The organism is Accumulibacter sp., assembly GCF_036625195.1.
Taxonomy (GTDB): domain Bacteria; phylum Pseudomonadota; class Gammaproteobacteria; order Burkholderiales; family Rhodocyclaceae; genus Accumulibacter.
Genome location: NZ_JAZKUG010000001.1, coordinates 2,074,938 through 2,095,558, shown reverse-complemented (window position 1 = coordinate 2,095,558; position 20,621 = coordinate 2,074,938). Strand labels below are relative to the sequence as shown.

The 20,621-nt window shown below is 64.9% G+C and carries 19 protein-coding genes; 5 read left to right on the top strand and 14 right to left on the bottom strand.

The genetic code is table 11. The features are described 5' to 3' along the window. The first annotated feature begins 126 nt into the window (after window positions 1–126). Genes V5B60_RS09045 through V5B60_RS09025 form a run of 5 tightly spaced genes read left to right on the top strand, consistent with a single transcriptional unit; the run spans window position 127 to window position 6,352 of the window. Entirely contained in the window at window positions 127–891 is a 765-nt protein-coding gene (locus V5B60_RS09045) for an AAA family ATPase (protein ID WP_332346706.1), read from the top strand. Then, window positions 888–2,690 carry a thiamine pyrophosphate-binding protein gene (locus tag V5B60_RS09040; RefSeq protein WP_332346705.1) on the top strand — a complete coding sequence of 601 codons (1,803 nt, stop codon included), beginning with the start codon at window positions 888–890 and terminating at the stop codon, window positions 2,688–2,690. Before V5B60_RS09045 ends, V5B60_RS09040 begins: the two co-directional genes overlap by 4 nt. 28 nt (window positions 2,691–2,718) lie before the next feature. After that, window positions 2,719–3,819: an N-acetylneuraminate synthase family protein gene (locus V5B60_RS09035; protein ID WP_332346704.1), complete on the top strand. Its 1,101-nt coding sequence runs from the start codon at window positions 2,719–2,721 to the stop codon at window positions 3,817–3,819. Between the two features lie 9 nt (window positions 3,820–3,828). Then, window positions 3,829–4,779, top strand: coding sequence for a glycosyltransferase family 2 protein (locus V5B60_RS09030; RefSeq protein ID WP_332346703.1), 951 nt, complete (start codon window positions 3,829–3,831; stop codon window positions 4,777–4,779). After that, the gene (locus V5B60_RS09025) at window positions 4,754–6,352 is read left to right on the top strand and encodes a hypothetical protein (RefSeq protein WP_332346702.1); all 1,599 of its coding nucleotides are present in this window, start codon (window positions 4,754–4,756) and stop codon (window positions 6,350–6,352) included. Before V5B60_RS09030 ends, V5B60_RS09025 begins: the two co-directional genes overlap by 26 nt. Here V5B60_RS09025 and V5B60_RS09020 read toward each other — a convergent pair whose 3' ends face one another. From V5B60_RS09020 to V5B60_RS08955, 14 genes are all read right to left on the bottom strand, one after another. After that, window positions 6,353–8,314: a tetratricopeptide repeat protein gene (locus V5B60_RS09020; RefSeq protein WP_332346701.1), complete on the bottom strand. Its 1,962-nt coding sequence runs from the start codon at window positions 8,312–8,314 to the stop codon at window positions 6,353–6,355. Window positions 8,315–8,318: 4 nt separating this feature from the next. Further along, the gene (locus V5B60_RS09015; protein WP_034937734.1) at window positions 8,319–9,212 is read right to left on the bottom strand and encodes an ABC transporter ATP-binding protein; all 894 of its coding nucleotides are present in this window, start codon (window positions 9,210–9,212) and stop codon (window positions 8,319–8,321) included. After that, entirely contained in the window at window positions 9,209–10,054 is an 846-nt protein-coding gene (locus V5B60_RS09010; protein WP_034937732.1) for a hypothetical protein, read from the bottom strand. The genes V5B60_RS09015 and V5B60_RS09010 overlap by 4 nt, the downstream gene beginning before the upstream one ends. Beyond that, window positions 10,054–10,857: a hypothetical protein gene (locus tag V5B60_RS09005; protein WP_034937729.1), complete on the bottom strand. Its 804-nt coding sequence runs from the start codon at window positions 10,855–10,857 to the stop codon at window positions 10,054–10,056. Before V5B60_RS09005 ends, V5B60_RS09010 begins: the two co-directional genes overlap by 1 nt. A gap of 75 nt (window positions 10,858–10,932) precedes the next feature. Next, window positions 10,933–11,286 carry a hypothetical protein gene (locus V5B60_RS09000; RefSeq protein WP_332346700.1) on the bottom strand — a complete coding sequence of 118 codons (354 nt, stop codon included), beginning with the start codon at window positions 11,284–11,286 and terminating at the stop codon, window positions 10,933–10,935. Window positions 11,287–11,317: 31 nt separating this feature from the next. Next, a complete protein-coding gene (locus tag V5B60_RS08995) occupies window positions 11,318–11,500 on the bottom strand; it encodes a prepilin-type N-terminal cleavage/methylation domain-containing protein (RefSeq protein ID WP_034937723.1) in 183 nt (60 codons plus the stop codon). A 258-nt stretch (window positions 11,501–11,758) separates the two neighbouring features. Beyond that, window positions 11,759–14,131, bottom strand: coding sequence for a GspE/PulE family protein (locus V5B60_RS08990; RefSeq protein ID WP_332346699.1), 2,373 nt, complete (start codon window positions 14,129–14,131; stop codon window positions 11,759–11,761). A 5-nt stretch (window positions 14,132–14,136) separates the two neighbouring features. Continuing rightward, entirely contained in the window at window positions 14,137–14,904 is a 768-nt protein-coding gene (locus V5B60_RS08985; RefSeq protein WP_332346698.1) for a 3',5'-cyclic-nucleotide phosphodiesterase, read from the bottom strand. Window positions 14,905–15,004: 100 nt separating this feature from the next. Next, window positions 15,005–15,685: an FHA domain-containing protein gene (locus V5B60_RS08980; RefSeq protein WP_295352079.1), complete on the bottom strand. Its 681-nt coding sequence runs from the start codon at window positions 15,683–15,685 to the stop codon at window positions 15,005–15,007. 14 nt (window positions 15,686–15,699) lie between these two features. Beyond that, entirely contained in the window at window positions 15,700–16,500 is an 801-nt protein-coding gene (locus V5B60_RS08975) for a Stp1/IreP family PP2C-type Ser/Thr phosphatase (protein ID WP_295352136.1), read from the bottom strand. A 138-nt stretch (window positions 16,501–16,638) separates the two neighbouring features. Next, a complete protein-coding gene (locus V5B60_RS08970) occupies window positions 16,639–17,598 on the bottom strand; it encodes an ornithine cyclodeaminase family protein (protein ID WP_332346697.1) in 960 nt (319 codons plus the stop codon). 164 nt (window positions 17,599–17,762) lie between these two features. Next, window positions 17,763–18,656: a succinate--CoA ligase subunit alpha gene (gene sucD / locus V5B60_RS08965; RefSeq protein ID WP_295352073.1), complete on the bottom strand. Its 894-nt coding sequence runs from the start codon at window positions 18,654–18,656 to the stop codon at window positions 17,763–17,765. Between the two features lie 10 nt (window positions 18,657–18,666). Further along, complete coding sequence (gene sucC, locus V5B60_RS08960) at window positions 18,667–19,827, bottom strand: ADP-forming succinate--CoA ligase subunit beta (protein ID WP_295352071.1); 1,161 nt, start codon at window positions 19,825–19,827, stop codon at window positions 18,667–18,669. A 57-nt stretch (window positions 19,828–19,884) separates the two neighbouring features. Beyond that, window positions 19,885–20,436, bottom strand: a complete 552-nt coding sequence (locus V5B60_RS08955) for a DUF2889 domain-containing protein (protein ID WP_332350488.1) — start codon at window positions 20,434–20,436, stop codon at window positions 19,885–19,887. Window positions 20,437–20,621 lie beyond the last annotated feature (185 nt).

Sequence of the window (20,621 nt, the reverse complement as noted above, 5' to 3'; positions counted from 1 at the left end):
CCAGGAAGGTGCCGTTCCCAAAACCAGGAAAGTCCTCCAGCTCACGCACGCCGTTGCACTCCGCGTCGCGTTCTCAAGACTCGCAGCATCGTCGGCGAACGCCGCTACTCTTCCCGCAAACGATCCATGGAATATTGGACTTGTTATCCGACGTTTCATGGTGAATTTCCTATTTGCTCCCGCGCCCTGTTCATCTTGCCCAACTGCTTCAGCGCTTGGGCCAATTCCGGATGGCTGCTCTGCTTGGAGCACGCCAGGTTGGAACAACCACCTTGGCACGGCCAGCGAGCGGCGATCTGGGGTGGCCCGCTCAAGCATTTCGATTTTCAAGATCCCGACGATCAGGCGCGACTCTCCGATCCTGCTTTCGCGCTGCGTCCACTGACCGGCTTGGTCGTTCTGGACGAAATCCAGACACGGCCGGATTTTTTCCCGCTGTTGCGCGTTCTCCCCGACCGCCCCGAGACACCGGCACGCATCCTGATGCTGGGCAGCGCCTCACCGGAACTAACGCGGCGTGCTGCCGAGAGCTTGGCCGGCCGCGTGACATTTCAGCAACTGGGCGGTCTTGGACTCGATGAACTCGCTGCCGCAAGCGGCTTGGGAACCATCCACCCCACTTGGCTCGACAGCCACTGGCTGCGCGGTGGCTTCCCACGTGCGTTGCTGGCCAACGACGTCCCGACCCGCCGCGATTGGCGAAACGCGTTCATTCGCACCTATGTCGAGCATGACCTGCCGCAACTCGGTATCAGTCTGCCGGCGCTGACCTTGCGCCGCTGCGAGGTCATTCGCCGCAGCGGCGCACGTCGGGGCGGAGCCCATTTCTGCGGTGTCCATACCGGCACTGAACTGGACTTGCTCATCCCGCCGGATAAGGCCTGCCCATGATTACCGTCGCCGCTTACCTGGCTCAATCCATGGCCGATCACGGCCACCGCCATGCCTTCCTCGTCACCGGCGGCGGAGCGATGTTCCTCAATGATGCACTCTGTCATCACCCCGACATCCAGCCTGTCTTCTTTCATCACGAACAGGCGGCAGCGATGGCCGCCGAAGCCTACGCCCGCATCGCCGGCAGACCGGCGATCCTCAACGTCACCACCGGTCCCGGCGGAATCAACGCGATCAATGGCGTCTTCGGCGCCTGGACCGACTCGCTCCCGATGATGGTCCTTTCGGGCCAAGTCAAGCGCGCCACCTGTCTGGCGACGACGCCTGTTCGCGGCCTGCGTCAGTTGGGCGACCAGGAAAGCGAAATCATCCCGATGGTGCGTGGCATCACCAAGTATGCGGCGATTGTCGGCCAGCCCGACGACATCGCCTGGCATCTCGATCAGGCGCTGCACATCGCGACATCAGGCCGACCAGGCCCGGCATGGCTTGATATCCCGATCGACGTGCAGAGCGCCACGGTGGAACCGGCCAGCATGCGTCGCTTCCTTCCTCCGCATGAGCCCGACCACAGGGCTTCCGGGGTCGAGCTGGACGCACTGATCGAGCGACTGCACCAAGCCTACCGCCCGGTCATCATCGCCGGAACCGGCATCCGTGCGGCCGATGCGAGCGAGGACTTCGCCACGCTGATCCGCCGCCTCGGCATCCCGGTGACGACGGCGTGGACGCACGACCTGATCGCCACCGATGACCCGCTTTTCTGTGGTCGGCCCGGCACCATCGGCACCCGCGCCGGCAACTTCACGGTGCAGAATGCCGACCTGCTGCTGATCCTTGGCAGCCGTCTGAACGTCCGCCAGGTCGGCTACAACTGGCAGGCATTCGCGCCGCGGGCATTCAAGATCCAGGTCGATATCGACCCGGCAGAACTGGCCAAGCCTACGGTCCGACCAGATCTCGCGATCTGCCGCGACCTGCGCGATTTCCTGGCAGAGATGAACGCGCGACTTGCCAGGCAACCGCTGCCGCCGAATCCTGAACACGATCGCTGGCTCGCCTGGTGCCGACAACGCCTGATCGACTACCCGGTGGTCTTGCCGAAGCATCGCGAGTTCACCGGCAGGATCAATCCCTACCACTTCATCGAGGCGCTTTTCGACCGGCTGACCGCAGACGACATCATCGCCTGCGGTAACGCCACCGCGACCATCGTTCCCTTCCAGGCTGCCGCGCTGAAGCAGGGGCAGCGCCTCTTCTCGAACTCCGGCAGCGCCTCGATGGGCTACGACCTCCCGGCCGCCATTGGCGCCTGGTTCGGCGCGCTGGCCGCCCGCGGCAGTCAGCGCCGCATCATCTGCCTCGCCGGTGACGGCAGCATCATGATGAACCTGCAGGAGTTGCAGACGATCGCCCAGCACCGGTTGCCGATCAAGATTTTCGTTCTCGACAACCGCGGCTACCTGTCGATCCGCACCTCGCAGGCGAACTTCTTCGGCCGCCTTGCCGGCGCCGACCCGGATTCCGGGGTCACCCTGCCGGATTTCGTGGCGGTTGCCAGGGCGTTCGGCATCAGCGCCTCGCGGCTCGACTCCGCCGACTTCGCGCAGCGCCTGCCGGCGATTCTCGAGACCAGAGAACCGCATCTGTGCCAGGTCGTGCTGGACGAAACGCAGCAGTTCGAGCCGCGCACCAGCTCGCGTCGGCTGCCTGACGGCCAGATCGTCAGCGCGCCGCTGGAAGACATGTACCCTTTCCTCGAGCGCGACGAACTGGCGCGTAACATGATAGATTGACGTCGTCCGACCTGCCCCGGAACGTCCCATGATCCGTCTGCCCAAGCCGCCGCCCGGCGGCATCTTCGAAGACCTGTTCGTGCTCGAGATGGCGAACAACCACCTTGGTCGCCTCGATCGCGGCCTGAAGATCGTCACCGACTTCTCACGCATCGTCCGCTTCAACAACGTCAGGGCGGCGATCAAGCTGCAGTTGCGTGACGTCGATGCCTTCATTCACCAGGACTTCCGGCAACGCACCGACGTTCGCTACATCAGAAAGACGCTCGACACCCGCCTCGGCCGCAGCGACTACGCCCGCCTGGCAGCCGCCATCAGGCGAGCGGGCTGCATCCCGATGGCGACCCCATTCGACGAGGTGTCGGTAGACCTCAGCGTCGAGCTTGGCGTCGATATCATGAAGATCGCCAGCTCGGACATCAACGACTGGATTCTCATCGAGAAGATCGCCAGTACCCAGAAGCCGGTCATCGTCTCCACCGGCGGCTCGTCGTTGAAGGACGTCGACGATCTCGTGACCTTCTTCAACCGCCGCGCCATTCCACTGGCGATCAACCACTGCGTGTCGCTCTACCCGTCCGAGAACCGCGAACTGGAGCTGAACCAGATCGACTTCCTGCGCGACCGCTACCCGATGAACGTGATTGGCTTCTCCACGCACGAACACCGCGACTGGCAGGCGTCGATCGCGATCGCCTACGCCAAGGGCGCGCGCACCTTCGAGCGCCACATCGACATCGCTGCCGACGGCGTCCAGCCTTCGGAGTATTGCAGTCTGCCGCATCAGATCGACCAGTGGTTCAAGGCGCACCGCCAGGCAGTCGAGATGTGCGGCGCGCCCGGCACGCAGAAGCGGATTCCGCTGCGGCAAGAGACCGAGTATCTCGACGCGCTGGTGCGCGGCGTCTACGCCCGCCGCGACCTGGCACGCGGGCACCCGCTGCAGGATGACGACGTCTATCTCGCCATTCCGCTGCAGAAAGGCCAAATCTCGTGCCGCGAATTGATGCGCGGCGAGGTCCTGCTCTGCGACGTGGCGGCCGACGCGCCGATCATGATCGACGCCATCGACAGCCCGTATGCCGAGAACGAGCAACTCAAGGCACTGATCTACCAGCGCGGACTGTGACGGCCGAAGATGAAGCTGATCAGCGTCGTCACCGGCTGCTTCAACGAGGAAGACAACGTCGAGGAGTTGCATTCCCGCATCCGTGCGCAGTTCGAGCGACTGCCCGCCTACGACTACGAACACATCTTCATCGACAATGCGTCGACCGACTCCACGGTGGCAAGGATCAAGGCGATGGCCGCCAACGACCGGCGCGTCAAGCTGATCGTCAATGCCCGCAATTTTGGCCACATCCGCTCGCCGATGCACGCGCTGCTGCAAGCGCGCGGTGACGCGGTGATCGCCATGGCATCCGACCTGCAGGAACCACCCGAGCTGATCCCGGAATTCGTCCACAAATGGGAACAGGGCTACCGTGTGGTTGCCGGAGTCCGCTCCGGGGTCCAGAACACGGTCGCGATGTCCTTCATCCGCCGTGCCTTCTACGCCACCATCGGACGCATCTCGGAGACGCGCCTGATTCCCAATTTCACGGGTTTCGGGCTCTACGACCGCTCGGTCGTCGAAGTCGTTCGTCAGGTGGACGATCCTTACCCGTACTTTCGCGGCCTGATCGCGGACATCGGTTTCGACCATGCCGAGGTGCCGTTCGTGCAGCCGCAGCGCAGGCGCGGCATCAGCAAGAACAACTTCTACACCCTCTACGACATGGCGATCCTCGGCATCACCAGCCATTCGAAGCTGCCAATCCGACTGGCGACGATGGCCGGCTTCGCCCTTTCGGGTCTCAGCCTGCTGGTGGCGGTCGGCTACCTGGCCTACAAGCTGCTGCGCTGGGATCAGTTCTCGGTCGGCATGGCACCGGTGGTCATCGGTTTCTTCTTCTTCGCCTCGGTGCAGCTCTTCTTCATCGGTATCCTCGGCGAGTACATCGCGGCGATCCACACGCAGGTGCTCAGGCGGCCACTGGTGGTCGAGAAGGAGCGGGTCAACTTTGACGCCGGCGGCACAGACGTCTGACCCCAGGTCAAGGCAGGCGCCGGTCGCCACCGAGAAGAGTCTGCCGTCCTGGCTGCTGGCAGACGATCCGCGGCACTCGGCAAGACCGATCGATTCGGTCTCGGTCGCTGCGCTGGCCTATCTGGCGCTGCCGAACCTGATCTTCCTCGCCGGCTGGTTGCGCTGGCCGTTCGCCGCCTTCTTCTCGTTGCTCCTGCTCTGGTCGGCGCGGACGGCCATCGACTGGCGACAGGTGCGCTGGCGCTGTCCGTACCGTGCAGCCCCGGCGTTGCTGATCGTCGCCACCGCTTTCGCCTGGTGCGCCCTTGGCGGCGCCGGCCATTTCCTGGCGGCGCCGATCGACTGGATGGTGCGCGACACGGTCCTCGGCGACCTGGTGTTCGGCGGGTGGCCGGTCGCCTATGCCGCGAAGGAAGGCACCTACTACATCCTGCGCTCGGCGATCGGTTACTTCCTGCCCGCCGCAGTGGTGGCGAAGGCGCTGGGTGTCGCCAGCGCCGACCTGGCCCTATACCTCTGGACCGTGCTCGGAACGGCCATTTTCCTCTTCAGCCTGCCGCTGCCACGGCGTCCCGGAGCCGGGCTGGCACTCGCCCTGCTGCTCGTGGTTTCGTTCAGCGGCATGGATCTGCTCGGCGTGCTGGCGTCTCAGGGGGAGTGGCCGGAACTGCCGGTGCGGCTCGAATGGTGGACGCGATTCAGCTACTCGTCGCTCGCCGCGCATCTCTACTGGGCGCCGAACCATGCCCTGCCGATCTGGCTTGCCAGCGCGCTGTTCTATCGCCACTGGCAGCATCCGGCTTTCCCCGGCTTCGCGCTGCTGCTGCTGGCGCTGCTGCCAATCTGGACCCCTTTCGGCCTGCCGGCCCTGCTGCCGTTCATCGCGCTCGCGGTGCTGCAGTTCCTCGCCGAGCCGCGCCGACCGCTGCCGGTCGTGCCGCTGCTCGTGATGATCCTCATGGTCACCCTGATGGCCCGCTTCCTCGGCATGGACGTCGACGGCATCGGCACCGCGCCCCCGCTGGCTGGCGCCACCGGCACGGCGAGCGAGACGGCGACGCGCGACCACCTTCTCGCCTACCTCGCTTTCGTGGCGCTCGAGTTCGGCGCGCTCGCCCTGGCGTTGTGGTCCCGCCTGCGTCACTCCCGTGGCATCCTGCTGTTCGCCACGCTGACGCTGCTGCTGCTGCCGTTGCTCAGCTTCGGCCCGTCGAACGATCTGCTGCTGCGCGCTTCGCTCGCCTCGCTGGTGATGTTGCTGCTGCTGACGCTCAGCGTCCTGCGCTCGGCGGGCCGGCCAACGCTCGACCTGGGGTACCCGTGGCTGATCGTCCTGATCCTGCTCATCGGCGCCTTCACCCCGTTCCACGAGGCTGCCCGGGCGACGATGGTGCCGCGTTGGCCACCAAGCTACTTGCAGAACCTCGTCGAGCAGCAGGGCGGCAGCTTTCCACCCCACTACGTTGCCCGACTCGATCGGCCGGACATGCGGTTGCTGCTGCGCGAACCCTCGCTCACGCCAGACCGCGAACGTCGCCGGACGGCCAGCAGCGGCGGGCAACGCGAGCGCTGATCAGGGGATTCCCGCAGCAAGCTGGCCGCGGCTGCGCTGATCGTCCCACATCCGTCGGTAGACGTCTTCCAGCGCGCGAACGAAGCCGGGCATGTCGAACAGCGGGCAATGCCTCCGGTCGGCAGCCAGCCGGTTGCGCAACTGCAGCAGGCGCTGCGGGTCGCTGGCCAGCGCCCGGGCGATCTCGCAGTACTCATCCGGCGATCTGGCGACCAGTTCCGGCAGACCCGCGGCGCGCAGCAGACTCGCGCCCACGCGACCGGGAAAGGTGTCGCCGAGCAGGGCGACCATCGGCACCCCGGCCCACAGGACATCGATCCCCGTCGAATGCGAGTTGTAGGGAAAGGGATCGAGGGCGAGATCCGCCAGTTGCAGGCGCGACAGGTGGTCACGCCGGGACTCGACTCGGCGGGCGAAGATGAGCCGCGGCGGATCGACACCACGACGCTGCGCCTCGCTCCGCAGGCGGTCGGCGGCCGTATCGGCGGGCTGGCTGAGCCACAGGCAACTCCCGTCGATCTCGCGCAACAGGCGACACCACAGGTCGAAGACCTGCGGATTGAACTTGTAGCTGTTGTTGAACGAACAGAAGACGAAGCCGTGTTCCGGCAACCCCGCCTCGCGTCGTGACGGCGGTGCGCCGAGCTCGATCGTCGTGTCCGCCGGCAGATAGCAGTGCGGCAGGTGAATGATCCGCTCGCAGTAGCAGCGAGCATCGTGCAGCGGCGTCACCACCGGGTCGCCGAGCAGGTAGTCGGCGAGCCGCGCGTGCCCGAGCGTACCAGCGTAACCCAGCCAGTTTACCTGTACCGGCGCGCAGCGCAGCGCGAGCGCCTCGGGTCGCCCATCCGATGTCCAGCCGCTGAGATCGATCAGGATGTCGATTCCGTCACTCCGCACGCGTTCGGCGGTTTCCCGGACGCTGCAGTCGGCGATATCGACGAAGTGGTCGAAGGCTGCCTGCAGCCGCCGGCGTATCTCGCTGCCGTCGTCCACCCCCATCGAATAGCCGAAGACCTCGACCCGCGACCGATCGTGCAGCTCGATCACCTGCGGCATGATCAGCCCGACGGGATGGTTCCGGTAGTCGGCGGAGAGGTAGCCGATGCGCAGACGGGCCTTCGGCGGCCGCCGATCGGCGCTGTCAACCCCCGCGCCATCTGCCGCATCGAGCACGCTCGCCGGAATGCTGCGGCGGGCGTAGTTGGCCGCGACGCGGCGCTGCTCCTCGGCGCTGGCCGCGGGCAACGAGAGTATGACGAAGGGGTTGTCGCAGAGATCGCGATAATCGTTGCTCAGCACCCGCAGGCGTGACAGCCGTGCCTGCAGCTCGTCCCAGTCGCAGCGCTTGAGACTGGCGCAGAGCAGTTGCGACAGGATCGCCGCGTTGTCCGGGTCGTTCTTCGCCAGCTCGCCGAGACAGACCGCCGCTTCGTCGTTGCGGTTGCTGCACAACAGGGCGCCGGCGAGTTGCTCGATCGCCTCGACGTAGTCCCCCGGGTGGCACTCGATGGCGCGCAGCAGGTAAGGAACCGCCTCGTTCCACTTGTGCATGCGCACGAGGGCAACGCCGAAGTTCTTCAGCACCTCGGGATCATCCGGCTTGAGTTCGATCGAACGGCTGAAGCACGCGAGCGATTCGTCCCAGCGCATCAGCGCGGATAGAACGATGCCGAGATTGTTGTGCGCCTCCGGGTCGTGCGCATTGCGCTCGAGCGAGAAGCGGATCACCGGCAAGGCGTCGTCGTGGCGCCCCTGGCCGATCAGTGCGAAGCCCAGCGCCTTCAGCGCCAGCGGATGCCGCGGCTGGGCGGCGAGGATCCGCCGCGCGGCCGCCTCGACTTCCGGGTAATGGCAACCCTCGACCAGCCGCAGCAGCGCGATGCTGTCCGGCGACATCGCCGCGCCACTGCCCTTTGCCGCCGACGACCGGCGCTGCGAACCCCGGTTCGGCCTCGCCATGCGCTCAGGACTCGCCGACGGCGTGCATGAAAGCGACCTCGAGCGACAGTGTCGGCCGCACCTCGAGCAGCACGTGTTCCGCCTGTCGCAGCGCTTCGAGACGCTGCCAGAGCTGCGGTCGCGGCACTTCGCCGATCCAGCGGCCGGAAAAATCCTCGCGCATCCCGTCGACCGGCAAGCGCCCGTACGAACGGACCTGCACCATCTCCTCATCGCCGGTGAGCTCGGCCGGCGCGCGCACGGCGCGCAGCACGCCCTGATGGATCAGTCCGAAGCGATCGGCGAGCCGTTCGACGTCATGCAGCACGTGCGACGTGAAGAACAGGGTGCCGCCGGATCGCTTGTACTCGGAGAGGATCTCGACCACGTCGCGGCGACCGATCGGGTCGAGCCCCGACAGCGGCTCGTCGAGGACGAGCAGCCGCGGCCTGATGGACAGTGCCTGCGCGATCGCGACGCGCTGCGTCATGCCCTTCGAGAACGAGCGGATCGGTTTCTCGGCCACCGCCCCCAAGCCGAGACGATCGAGCCACTGCCGGCAGTGCTCGGCCGGCCGATCAAGTTGCAGACGATGCAGGCGGACGCCCATCAGCAGGATTTCCAGCGGCGTCAGGTAGTCGTACAGATAGGGGTTCTCGGGAACGTAGCCGAGACCCAGACGCGCGCGCGGATCGTCGACCGGGACGTCGAAAATCCGCGCCGAACCCGCGCTGACGGCGATCAGTCCCATCAGGATCTTGATCGCCGTGCTCTTGCCGGCGCCGTTGGCGCCGATGAAGCCAAAGGCCTCGCCGGCTTCGACCGTCAGCGTGACACCGCGCAACGCCGGCACGGCCGGCGACTTGAGCTTGCGCCGGTACGACTTGTGCAGATCCTCGATGGCGATCGCTGCGCTCATCGGGGTGGCTCCACCGGAGGATTGGCGTTGAGCACGGGAGTGCCGGATGCATCGAGGCTGAAGCCCATGCCGAGCGAGTCCTGTGGAATCGCCGGCAGCAAACCGGCGCTGACGAGATCGTCGAGCCTTTCGGGTTGCCGTCCGAAGCGCTCACGGTACGCGCCGGCAGCGCCCTGCAGCCGCTCCAGATCGCGCAGACGCTGCGCGCGAACTCGCAGGTAGTTGCGGAAGTTCCCAGCGGGCGAATCCTCGGCCATCGCTTCGACCATCGTCGCTGCGTTGCCGGTCTGGTAGCCCTTCTCGATCCAGATCGCCGCCACGTTCTGCAGCGCCCACTGGTCCTGCACGTTGTTGACTCGTGGCACCGCTTCGAGCAGATGCTTGGCACCGGTCGCCGGATCGCGGTGGAAATGGTAGAAGAGAAAGCCGTAATGGAACAGCGGATACCAGTCGAAGCGCCGCGCCGCCGATGCCCGCCGCAGCACGTACTGCGCCGCATCGAGTTCGCCATTCCAGGGCAGCAGCGCCGCGGCGATGTAGTAGTTGTCCTCGTGCAGTGGATTGAACCAGGCGATGTCTCGCTGCAGCTTTGCCTGCACGGCGTAGTCGCTCGCCTTCATGTATTGCGTCTCGGCCACCAGGACGCGAAAGCCAGCCAGATTCGCCGCCAGGTAGCGGTCACCGCCCGCGAGCAGGACTTGCGCGAAGCGGGGCAGCACGATCAGCAGTTCGGGGTCGGCCGACTCTTGCCGCAGTGTCGACAGCCGCTGCTGCGACCAGCCGAAAACCAGCGCTGAAACGAGCAGCGCGGTGAGCGGCAGCAACGGCAGCGAACGCCGCATCAGGAGAACTCCCTGCGGGCGAAGACCAGGCTGGCAGCCGCCAGCAGCACGCCGATGTAGGCAATGGCCATCGTCACCGACCAGAAGACTGCGTCGCCACCGGGCGCGAGCTGGTACATCGCCCACTCGCGCCAGTCGAGCCGCGACAGGTCGGGCAGCAGCCAGCGGACGAAACCCACCAGGGGATCGTAGCTCGCCACCAGTTCCTCGTCGCCGTCGGCACCACGGGCGAGATAGTCGATCGTTGCGCCGAGCGCCTTGCCGGCGACCGCAAAGGCGGCGCCAAGTGCCAGCGGCAGGACGCTGACGGTTGACAGGGCTGCGATGCACAGCGAGAACGCGCCGACAACCGCGGCGTCTAGGGCGAAGCCGGCGATCGCGCTCCAGAAAGGGGCACCGAGCGAGACGTCAAACTCCTGGACGTAGCCGCCGCCGACGAGCAGGACCGCCAAGAGCAGCAACAAGCCCAGCACGACTGCCGCCAGGATCGTCAGCAGAAACAATGCCAGGAATCGCCCGGCGAGAAAACTCGCGCGCGAAACCGGGTAGGCAAGCGAGAACAGGATCACCCGTCGATCGATCTCGCGGGCAACCAGTTCCTGCACCCAGAACAGGTTGAGCAGAACCAGCGAAAAGCGGACCGCCGAGAAACCGACATCCAGAGCGACGGTTTTCGGGTGTCGCGGCGAGAAGAAGCCCGAGAGATAGGCGATGCCGATCATCAGCACGCCGAGGATGAAGACCGCCTGGAAGCTTCGTCCACGCAAACCCGCACGAAGACCTGAAAGGACGAACTCGAGCATGGTAGCCAAGAAAAAGAGCGGGGCACGCCTCACGGCGCGCCCTTGATTTGTAGCTCGAGGAAACAGCTGTCAGTTCTACGAGGAAGCCGCGGCCGCCGCAGCCGCTGTAGTCACCTCGCCCGCAGTGCAACCACTGGCTGCACAGTCGGTCGAAAGCGCTGAAACCGCACCACCCACGGTCGTACCCGTGAAGACCTTCTTGCCCTTCGCCGAACCGGAGGCCACGGCATAAACGGTGCTCGAGTGATCGACACCGTCCAAGTACACGTTCGCCGAGCACTTCGGCGTAAACGGAACCTTGACAAAACTTCCGGTGGTAACTGAGGCCCCGTTCTTCGCCTCCGCCCCCGAACATATGGTAACCGCGTGCGCAGGAAGAGACGTGACGGCGGCGATGGCGAGCACGGACCCAAGAATAATCTTTTTCATGGAAATTTCTCCGCTTACAAGTATGTATGAGTCAGTTCGTCGAGTTGGCAATAGCCGCGGTGAGCAGGTTGCGGGCATCCGACTGCGCCGACTTGTCCTCACCCTTCTTGGTGTACTCGGTGAATTGCGGAATGGCGATCGCCGCCAAGATGCCGATGATCGCGACGACGATCATCAGCTCGATCAGGGTGAAACCCTTCTGCAGCTTTTTCATGAGATTGGACTCCTTCACGGTGGGTGCAACGGACATTCCGTCGAGTCGACACTATCAATATTCGTGCCAGGCAGGAAACGGCCAAAAAGCAGCGATTCCGGGAGCCCATGACGCCGCGTACTGCCAATTGTCGGCAAACGGATGACGAAAAATGTCACACTTTCGCCCGAAAAAGCAGCTATTGAGGGCGGATTTAACGAACCAATCGGCCGCCGGCCGGCAAGGGGGTGGCTGCCGGGCAGCCGCACGGCCGGCCGCCTACTTGACGCAGACCGCGCGCACCTGCTTGAGATCGGTGATACCCGCCAGCACCTTCTCGATGCCGTCCATCTTCAAGGTCCGCATGCCTTCGTTGAGCGCCGTCGCGAGCAATTCGGCGGCACGCGCGCGCTCCTGGATCTGCTGCTTGATGCGGTCGCTGCCGGCAAGCAGTTCGTGCAGGCCGACACGCCCCTTGTAGCCGCTGCCCGCGCAGACCTCGCAACCGCGCGCGCGATGAAGCGTGAAGCGGCCATCGCGCGCATGCTGCGCCAGCCATTCCTGCCGCACGCGCTCGCTCGCGGCCCGCGGATCGGCCTGCCAGGTGCTGGTGTTCGCCAGTTCGGCGCAGTACTCGTCGAGCAGGCTCGCAATCTCCGCCACCGGCGGCTCGTACGGCTCGCGACACGCCGGGCAGAGGCGCCGGGCGAGACGCTGCGCCAGGATGCCGAGCAGCGCATCGGCGAAGTTGAACGGGTCCATGCCCATGTCGAGCAGGCGATTGATCGATTCCGGCGCACTGTTGGTGTGCAGCGTCGCCAGGACCAGATGGCCGGTCAGTGACGCCTCGATGCCGATGGCGACGGTCTCGCGGTCGCGCATCTCGCCGACCATGATGATGTCGGGGTCGGCACGGAGGAAGGCGCGCATCACCGTCGCGAAATCGAGTCCGGCCTTCTTGTTGACCTGCACCTGGCGCAGGCCCTTCTGGGTGATCTCGACCGGGTCCTCGGCGGTCCAGATCTTGGTCTCCGGCCGGTTCAGGTGGTTGAGGATCGAATGCAGCGTCGTCGTCTTGCCCGATCCGGTCGGCCCGCAGACGAAGAACAGGCCGTAGGGCTTGGCGATCAGGTTCCTGAGCCGCTCGAGGTTGTGCGGCGTCACACCCAGTTGGTCGATCGGGATCGGTTCGCCGGCACTGAGGATGCGCAGGACGACGTCCTCGAGCCCGCCGGCGGTGGGCACCGTCGCCACGCGCAGTTCGATGTCAAGCGGTCCCCAGCGCCGGAAGCGGATCTTGCCGTCCTGCGGCCGGCGCTTCTCGGAGATGTCGAGGTCGGCCATGATCTTCAGGCGCGTCACCAGCGCGCCACGGTAGGCCGCCGGGATCTCGATGTAGGGCGACAGCGCGCCGTCGCGGCGGAAGCGGACGACGGTCTTTTCCTTGCCCGGACGCGGTTCGATATGGATGTCGGAAGCGCCCTTCTGGTGTGCCTCGACGATGATGCGGTTCACCAGGCGGACGAGTTCGTTGTCGGCGGCGGCGCTGAGTGCCTCGGCGCCACTCTCGGCGGCGTCGAGGACCGCATCGTCGTCGAGGCCCGACAGCATGTCGCCAACCGAGTCGACCTCGACCGCGGCGGCGAAGAACTGCCCGACGAGTTGCTCGAACTCCTGGCGCGTGCTGACGCGGTACACGATCCGTCTCTTCGGGAAGACGTTGTTTGCCATGCGCGAGGCGCGAACGCGCTCCGGATCACAGGCGATGACGACGACCCCTTCCTGCGTCTCATCGACCGGCAGCCACTGGTTGGCCTCGACGTAATCCCGCTTCAGGTTGCGCAGCAACTCGGTCGGCCGCAAGCGGTCCGGCCTGAACGGCTCATAGGGCACGCCGCAGAACTTCGCCAGTGCGCTGCCGATCGCCGCCAACGGCACCTGGAAATCGGCGGTCAGCACCTGCTCGAGGTCGAGCTGCTTGCGGCGTGCCGCTTTCTGCGCCAGATCGAGCTCGGCAGCCGAGAGGACCGCGTCACTGACCAGCGCGTCGTACCTCGTCTTCGGTATCGCTGGCGGCGGATTGCGTCGCTGCGCGAAGGCGACGGCGAGCGTCTGCGCCAGCGCCTGGACGCCCTCGTCGGCGACCGCCGGAAACGGGGTGTCCGAGCGATTGTTGATCAATTGCACGACGCCGAGCAATTCGCTCGTCTGCGCGTTGCTGATCGGCGCCACCAGCATCTGCTTCGAGCGGTAACCGGTGCGCTCGTCGACCGCCTTCAGGAAACCCAGCCGCGGGCTGTGTTTCGCCAGTTCATCCTGGTCGTAGACGTCGCGCAGGTTGAGCGACCGGCCGGATACGGCAACGTAGCCGGCGACGCTCTGCTCGGAAATCGGCAGACGGATGTCCTTGTGCGTGTTGAGACCCGTCTTGACTTTCGAGACGATGCTGTGGCGATCGTCGCTTACGAGGTAGATCGTCAACCGGTCGGCGTGGAAGAGCTCGCAGATGTCTTCCGACATCTCGAGAATGATCTCGTCGATGTTGCTCGCGCCGTGGATCCGGTTGGTGACGCGCTGCAGGTTCTTGAAGAAGCTCAGGCGTCGACTCATGTCGCCGAGGTTGCCGTCGATGGGCCAGTTCACTGCCGACATGTCGCCTAGAACTCGAAGACCTGGTTGTTGTGGAGCATCTGTGGCTTGTGCTCACCCGCGTCGGACTCGATCTCGGCCATCGTCAGTTCGATCTGGCTCGGCTTCAGATGGCTGACGAAGACTCCGACCCTGGCCGACAGATTCTGCAATTCGGCCGCGAGCAGGCGCGGACAGAGGTGCCTGGACATCTCGGCCAGCCGCTGCTCGCGATTCGGAAAGGCGGTTTCGATCAGCAGGTAGCGCAGGTTGGCGATCTGGTTGACCAGCGGCCAGAACGCCGGGTTGACGGTCGTGTCGCCGGTGAAGACGAGGCTGCCGGCTCCCGAATCGAGCTGATAGCCGACAGCGGGCACGGTGTGCCGGGCCGGCAGAGCGGTGATCGTCCGCGCTCCGAGTCGAACCGACTCGCCGACCGCCAGCGGGCTGTATTGCATTGCCGGCCGCTCCTCGCTCGGGATCGCACTGAAGTCGGGCCAGATCTCCCAGTTGAAGATGTTCCGGCCGATGATGTCGAGGGTCTCGGGAATCGCGTGCACGATCACCGGCTCGGTCCGCAGATCGGCAACCGAATCGATCAGCAAGGGCAACGAGCCGATGTGATCGAGGTGGGAGTGGGTCAGGAAGACATGGTCGATGCGCGCGAGTTCCGCCAGCGGCAGGTGGGTCACGCCCGTACCGGCGTCGATCAGGATGTCGTCGTCGACGAGGATCGCCGTCGTTCCCAGATGGCGCCCGCCGATGCCGCCGCTGCAACCCAGGATTCTGACTTTCATGCTTCCTCCCACGGCCGGCAACTGCGGCCTTCATGCCGACTTCTCGCCGACCGCGCTGCAGGCATTTCTCCAACCCGCCGTGAGAGGACGCGATCGGCCATCAGGTCTTGAGGATGAACTCCATCTTCACTCCGGCAATCTCGATCAGATCGCGGTCTTCCAGGCGCCGCGCTGACGAATCGATCGGTTGCCCGTTCAACAGCGGGAACACCGTGCCTTCGACATGACTGAGGAAGTAGCCCTGCGGGCGCCTGGCGATCACCGCCACCTGCCCCTGGCGGCCGAGTGAAGTCAGGGTCTTGGTCAGTTGCAACTGATGCCCGGCGTTGCTGCCGCTGAGCAGGCGGATGTTCGCGTTCGGCAGGTTCGCCGTCTCGGCGCCAGTCAGCGAGGTTGCCGCCGACGCCGTGACGCCGCTCGTCGCGATGCCGGAAACGGACTCGAAACGGAATGGCGCCGACCGCTCGGCCTCAGCCTCTTCCACCGGCGAGACGGCTTCGGCGAGATACTTCATCTTGTACTTGCCCAGCTCGATGACGTCGCCGTCCTTGAGGAAGTGCTTGCGCACCGACTGCCCATTGACCAATGTGCCATTGGTGCTGTTGAGATCCTCGAGAAAGGAATCGTTGAGTATGGTCACGACCGCGGCATGCTCGCCGCTGATCGCCATGTTGTCGATCTGGATGTCGTTGTGCGCCTTGCGGCCGATGCTCATGCGCTCCTTGCGCAGCTGGATTTCCTTGAGAACCAGACCATCCATGCTCAGTATCAGCTTTGCCATCGCCTTCCCCGTCTTCAAACATGCCACGACCAGAATCTCGACCAGCCCCCGGCAGCGGCTGGAAACTCGCGCAGAACCCTGATCAGCACCACCGAGACGTTGTCCTCGCCGCCATTGTCGTTGGCCATCTGCACCAGGTGGTTCGCCAGCACTTCGAGGTTGTCCCCGAGGGTCAGCAGCACCTGCCGGATGTCGGCCTCTTCGACCATGTCGTAGAGGCCGTCCGAGCAGAGGAGATAAAGGTCACCTGGCCTGACCTGGTGCACATGAATCTCGACATCGACCTCGGCATCGACGCCGACGGCGCGCGTCACGAGGTTCCGGTTCGTCGAAAAGCGCGCCTCTTCAGGCGTGATCAGTCCGCTGTCGATCTGCTCCTGCAGCAGCGAGTGGTCGCGCGTCAGGGCGACGAACTCGTCGCCGCGCAGGCGATACAGGCGCGAGTCTCCGACATGGGCGACGATCACCTGATCATCGCAGAACACGCTGGCCACCAGCGTGGTACCCATGCCGCCAAAGCGCTCCTCGTCCTCGGCAGCGCGATAGATCGCCGAGTTGACGGCCTCGATCTGTTCGATCAGGCAGCGGACGCCGAACGGCTGCCCGGTCGAGCTCTCGATGCGGTGGGCTGCGGTACTGGAAAAAGCAGCGTTCAGCCCCTTGGCGAGCAGCGTCGTCGCCATTCGGCTCGCCACTTCACCCGCATTGTAGCCTCCCATCCCATCGGCGAGGATCGCCAGACCGTGCCTCGCGTCGGCAAGTACCGAATCCTCGTTCTGCCCGCGCACCAGACCGGTGTCGCTGCGCTCGACGATTTGCAGCGCGGGGGAGAGTCTGTTCGTCACCTGCGTCCCCGACAAGCCGTCAAGGAGGCAGGCCGCCGGACGAGCCGACATCGGCGGTCCAGCAGAGGCCTGCCCGGCGGCCCGGCGACGGCCGGACATCTGTCCAAACTATCCGCCATAAGGCAACTCGACCCCGACACCACGCGCACGCGCCATCTCGACGAGCCGTGCCGCCACCGCCAGATCCTGGATGGCGAGGCCCTGCGACTCGAAAAGCGTGATCGCTTCGGCTGTGGAACGTCCGGGCTGCAAGCCACAGATCACGTCGCCCAGTTCCACCAGTTCGCGCGCCTGCAGGCGCCCCTTCTCGAGCAACGGCAGGAGATCGCCCGCTTCGCGCAGTGCGGTTTCGACGCTGTCGACGACGATCGGCGAACAGCGCCTGACGACGTCCTCAGCCACTTCCTGCCGGATCAGCGAGTTCGAGCCGGCGGCGTTGATGTGGGTCCCCGGCGCCAGCCATGCGGCATCGAAGAGGGGAGTCGCCGCGGTCGTCACGGTACTGACGATATCACTGCCGCGCACCACGTCTTCGGGCGAAGCCGCCGCGCTCACCTCGATATCGAGGCGTTGCGAAAGCCTGGCGCAGAAAGCCTGCAGGCGATCGGCCCGGCGCGCGAACACCTTGACGCGCTGCAACGGGCGGGCCGCAGCGATCGCCTCGATATGCCCTTCGGCCTGCCAACCGGCGCCAAAGACTCCCGCCACACGGGCATCGGGCCGCGCCAGCCAACGAGTCGCCACACCCGAAGCGGCCGCAGTGCGGACCATACCCAGCCGGTCGGCCTCGAGCACGGCCAGCAAGCGACCACTCGAGGCCTGGTAGAGATGGACCAGGAAGCGAATACCGGAGCGGTTGCTCGTGTAGGCCTTGTAGCCGATGACGTCGAGTTGTGGCAGCGCCCCCTGCAGAACATGCAGCGTCGTCTGCGGCAACCGCGTGCGCTGCCGTGGCACATCGTGCGCCTGTCGCAGCGACAGCGCACGATGCGCGGCTTCCACCTCCGCCAGCGCCAGCGGCATGGTCAGCATTCCCGTAACGTCCTGTTCACTCAGAAACAGCGCCATGTCTTCCTCGCTCCCGACCCGCAGTCGATCGCTCTTGACGCCCCGCCGCCAGCCAGCAGGAACCCATCCCGGATTTTACTTGTAAACTGCCAGCGGCAAAGGCAGACAAGAAGGGCAGACCGCAGCCTGCCCCCTTCTTGCGGAACCATCAAGCCCCTGGTGCGCTAGATCATCGCCTTGATCAGCTTGCCCATCTCGGACGGATCGCGCGTGACCTTGAAGCCACACTCTTCCATGATCGCCAGCTTCGCATCGGCGGTATCCGCGCCGCCGGAAATCAGCGCGCCGGCGTGACCCATGCGCTTGCCGGCAGGGGCAGTGACGCCAGCGATGAAACCGACGATCGGCTTCTTCATGTTGGCCTTGCACCACTGCGCCGCGTCCGCCTCGTCGGGACCGCCGATCTCACCGATCATGATCACCGCGTCGGTATCCGGATCGTCGTTGAACAGGCGCATGATGTCGATGTGCTTGAGACCATTGATCGGGTCGCCACCGGTGCCGACTGCCGATGACTGGCCGAGGCCGATTTCGGTCAACTGGCCGACGGCCTCGTAGGTCAGCGTTCCCGAGCGCGAGACGACGCCGATGCGGCCCTTGCGGTGGATGTGACCGGGCATGATGCCGATCTTGACTTCATCCGGCGTGATCAGGCCGGGACAGTTCGGACCGAGCAGCAACGTCTTCTTGCCGCCGGCGGCTTCCTTGCGCAACATCTTGTTGCGCACGACGAGCATGTCGCGAACGGGAATCCCCTCGGTGATGCAGACGACGAGGTCGAGGTCGGCCTCGACCGCTTCCCAGATCGCCGCCGCAGCTCCCGGTGGCGGCACGTAGATCACCGAGACGGTGGCACCGCTCTGCGCCGCGGCTTCCTTCACCGAAGCGTAGATCGGGATGCCGAAAATGCTCTCGCCGGCCTTCTTGGGGTTCACCCCGGCGACGAAGCAGTTCTTGCCGTTGGCGTATTCCTGGCATTTCTCGGTGTGGAACTGGCCCGTCTTGCCGGTGATACCCTGGGTGATGATCTTGGTGTCCTTGTTGATCAGAATCGACATGTTGGGCTCCTTAACTGACCGCAGCAACGATCTTGGTGGCGGCGTCGGCCATGGAATCGGCAGTGATGATCGGCAGGCCGGATTCGCCGAGGATCTTCTTGCCGATATCTTCGTTGGTTCCCTTCATGCGCACGACCAGCGGTACCGCAAGATGGGTTTCCCGGGCTGCAGCGACGACGCCAGTGGCAATCGTGTCGCAGCGCATGATGCCACCGAAGATGTTCACGAGGATGCCCTTCACCTTCGGGTTCTTGAGCATGATCTTGAACGCCTCGGTGACCTTCTCGGTCGTCGCACCGCCGCCGACGTCGAGGAAGTTGGCGGGCTCGGCGCCGAACAGCTTGATCGTGTCCATCGTCGCCATCGCCAGACCGGCGCCATTCACCAGGCAGCCGATGTTGCCGTCGAGCGAGATGTACGACAGGTCGTGCTTCGAGGCCTCGAGTTCGTCCGGGTCCTCCTCGTCGAGGTCACGGAAGGCCATGATTTCCGGCTGCCGGTAGAGCGAGTTCGAATCGAAGTTGAACTTGGCGTCGATCGCCTTGATGTTGCCGTTGCCTTCGAGGATCAGCGGATTGATTTCGGCCAGTGAGGCATCCGTTTCCATGTAGCAGCGATACAGGCCCTGCAACGTCGCCACCGCCTGCGCCACCGATTCGGCGGGAACGCCGATGCCGACCGCGAGTTCAGTCGCCTGCGCGTCACTGAGCCCATCGACCGGGTCGATGAAAACCTTGAGGATCTTCTCCGGGGTGTCGTGCGCCACCTTTTCGATGTCCATCCCCCCTTCGGAAGAAGCCATCATCGCCACCTTCTGCGTCGTGCGGTCGGTCAGCGCAGCGACGTAATACTCCTTGCGAATGTCGGCGCCCTCTTCGATCAGCAAGCGACGCACCTTTTGCCCCGCCGGGCCGGTCTGGTGGGTGACGAGCTGCATGCCGAGGATCTGGCTGGCGTATTGACGAACTTCATCGAGCGACTTCGCCACCTTGACGCCACCGCCCTTGCCGCGGCCACCCGCATGGATCTGGGCCTTGACCACCCAGACCTTGCCTCCGAGGGATTCCGCTGCCTTGACCGCATCATCGACGGTTGGACAGAACACCCCGCGCGGAACGACGACGCCGAATTTCTTCAGGAGTTCCTTGCCCTGATATTCGTGAATTTTCATGCGCTTTCCTTGCTTGAGTTAAGGTTGCGAAACGTAATGAACCACGGGCAGGAGGCCCTACCCAGGCTTCTGGCCGCGGTACCAGCGCGGGTAATAGCGCTGTACTGCGTCTGAATGCGACTCCAGAGCGTGACACCGATCGAGCTGATAGGGCTTGTGGGCACTATCGTCGCTATCCGGTACGTCGCTGGCAAAGGTTTGCAGCGCAGCCGTCGGCAGGAACATCAGCAGTTCGCTGAGATGTGAGCACCCGCGCGTGCTGCGAAAGAGCTGCCTGACCGCCGTCCGGAAGCCATGAAACAGGTTCAGCCCGACCAGCTGCGCATAGTCGGGGGTGATGCGGTCGCAGTAGCCCACGTAAGGCATGCCATCGGTGCAGGCCGCGGCATCGCGGATGGTCATCTGCTGATCGATCGTCACCCGCACCGACATGTCGTGTACCGGCTCGCCGCGCCTGCGCAACCCCGACGAAAGCGGGTAATCCTGGTCCTTGACGTCGACCAGACGAGCCTCGATGTCCCAGCAACCATCGTCGCGGCGGTAGCCTTCGAGCTGGACGCTGCGAACGTGCTTGCGGGTCCGTGGGGCGGTGGTGGGGGGCAGCGGCATCGATGATGGGAGGGATTTGCGAAGCCGGCTGGATTTCGCGGCTGGCAAGGAATTCTACAGCAAAAATCCCGTCGATCGTGACGGAATTCATAATTATGGATTCCCGGCTGCCCGCCGAAACCGCCGCGCCCGCGGCTGGCGCCAGCGGCCGCGGGCGCCGAACCGATGTCGCCGGCGGCCCGGCT

Bases quoted from the DNA above. Each gene is read 5' to 3' on its own strand.
- V5B60_RS09045 (WP_332346706.1), top strand. From the start codon at position 127: ATGGAATATTGGACTTGTTATCCGACGTTTCATGGTGAATTTCCTATT.
- V5B60_RS09040 (WP_332346705.1), top strand. From the start codon at position 888: ATGATTACCGTCGCCGCTTACCTGGCTCAATCCATGGCCGATCACGGC.
- V5B60_RS09035 (WP_332346704.1), top strand. From the start codon at position 2,719: ATGATCCGTCTGCCCAAGCCGCCGCCCGGCGGCATCTTCGAAGACCTG.
- V5B60_RS09030 (WP_332346703.1), top strand. From the start codon at position 3,829: ATGAAGCTGATCAGCGTCGTCACCGGCTGCTTCAACGAGGAAGACAAC.
- V5B60_RS09020 (WP_332346701.1), bottom strand. From the start codon at position 8,314: ATGGCGAGGCCGAACCGGGGTTCGCAGCGCCGGTCGTCGGCGGCAAAG.
- V5B60_RS09015 (WP_034937734.1), bottom strand. From the start codon at position 9,212: ATGAGCGCAGCGATCGCCATCGAGGATCTGCACAAGTCGTACCGGCGC.
- V5B60_RS09010 (WP_034937732.1), bottom strand. From the start codon at position 10,054: ATGCGGCGTTCGCTGCCGTTGCTGCCGCTCACCGCGCTGCTCGTTTCA.
- V5B60_RS09005 (WP_034937729.1), bottom strand. From the start codon at position 10,857: ATGCTCGAGTTCGTCCTTTCAGGTCTTCGTGCGGGTTTGCGTGGACGA.
- V5B60_RS09000 (WP_332346700.1), bottom strand. From the start codon at position 11,286: ATGAAAAAGATTATTCTTGGGTCCGTGCTCGCCATCGCCGCCGTCACG.
- V5B60_RS08995 (WP_034937723.1), bottom strand. From the start codon at position 11,500: ATGAAAAAGCTGCAGAAGGGTTTCACCCTGATCGAGCTGATGATCGTC.
- V5B60_RS08990 (WP_332346699.1), bottom strand. From the start codon at position 14,131: ATGTCGGCAGTGAACTGGCCCATCGACGGCAACCTCGGCGACATGAGT.
- V5B60_RS08985 (WP_332346698.1), bottom strand. From the start codon at position 14,904: ATGAAAGTCAGAATCCTGGGTTGCAGCGGCGGCATCGGCGGGCGCCAT.
- V5B60_RS08980 (WP_295352079.1), bottom strand. From the start codon at position 15,685: ATGGCAAAGCTGATACTGAGCATGGATGGTCTGGTTCTCAAGGAAATC.
- V5B60_RS08970 (WP_332346697.1), bottom strand. From the start codon at position 17,598: ATGGCGCTGTTTCTGAGTGAACAGGACGTTACGGGAATGCTGACCATG.
- sucD (WP_295352073.1), bottom strand. From the start codon at position 18,656: ATGTCGATTCTGATCAACAAGGACACCAAGATCATCACCCAGGGTATC.
- sucC (WP_295352071.1), bottom strand. From the start codon at position 19,827: ATGAAAATTCACGAATATCAGGGCAAGGAACTCCTGAAGAAATTCGGC.
- V5B60_RS08955 (WP_332350488.1), bottom strand. From the start codon at position 20,436: ATGCCGCTGCCCCCCACCACCGCCCCACGGACCCGCAAGCACGTTCGC.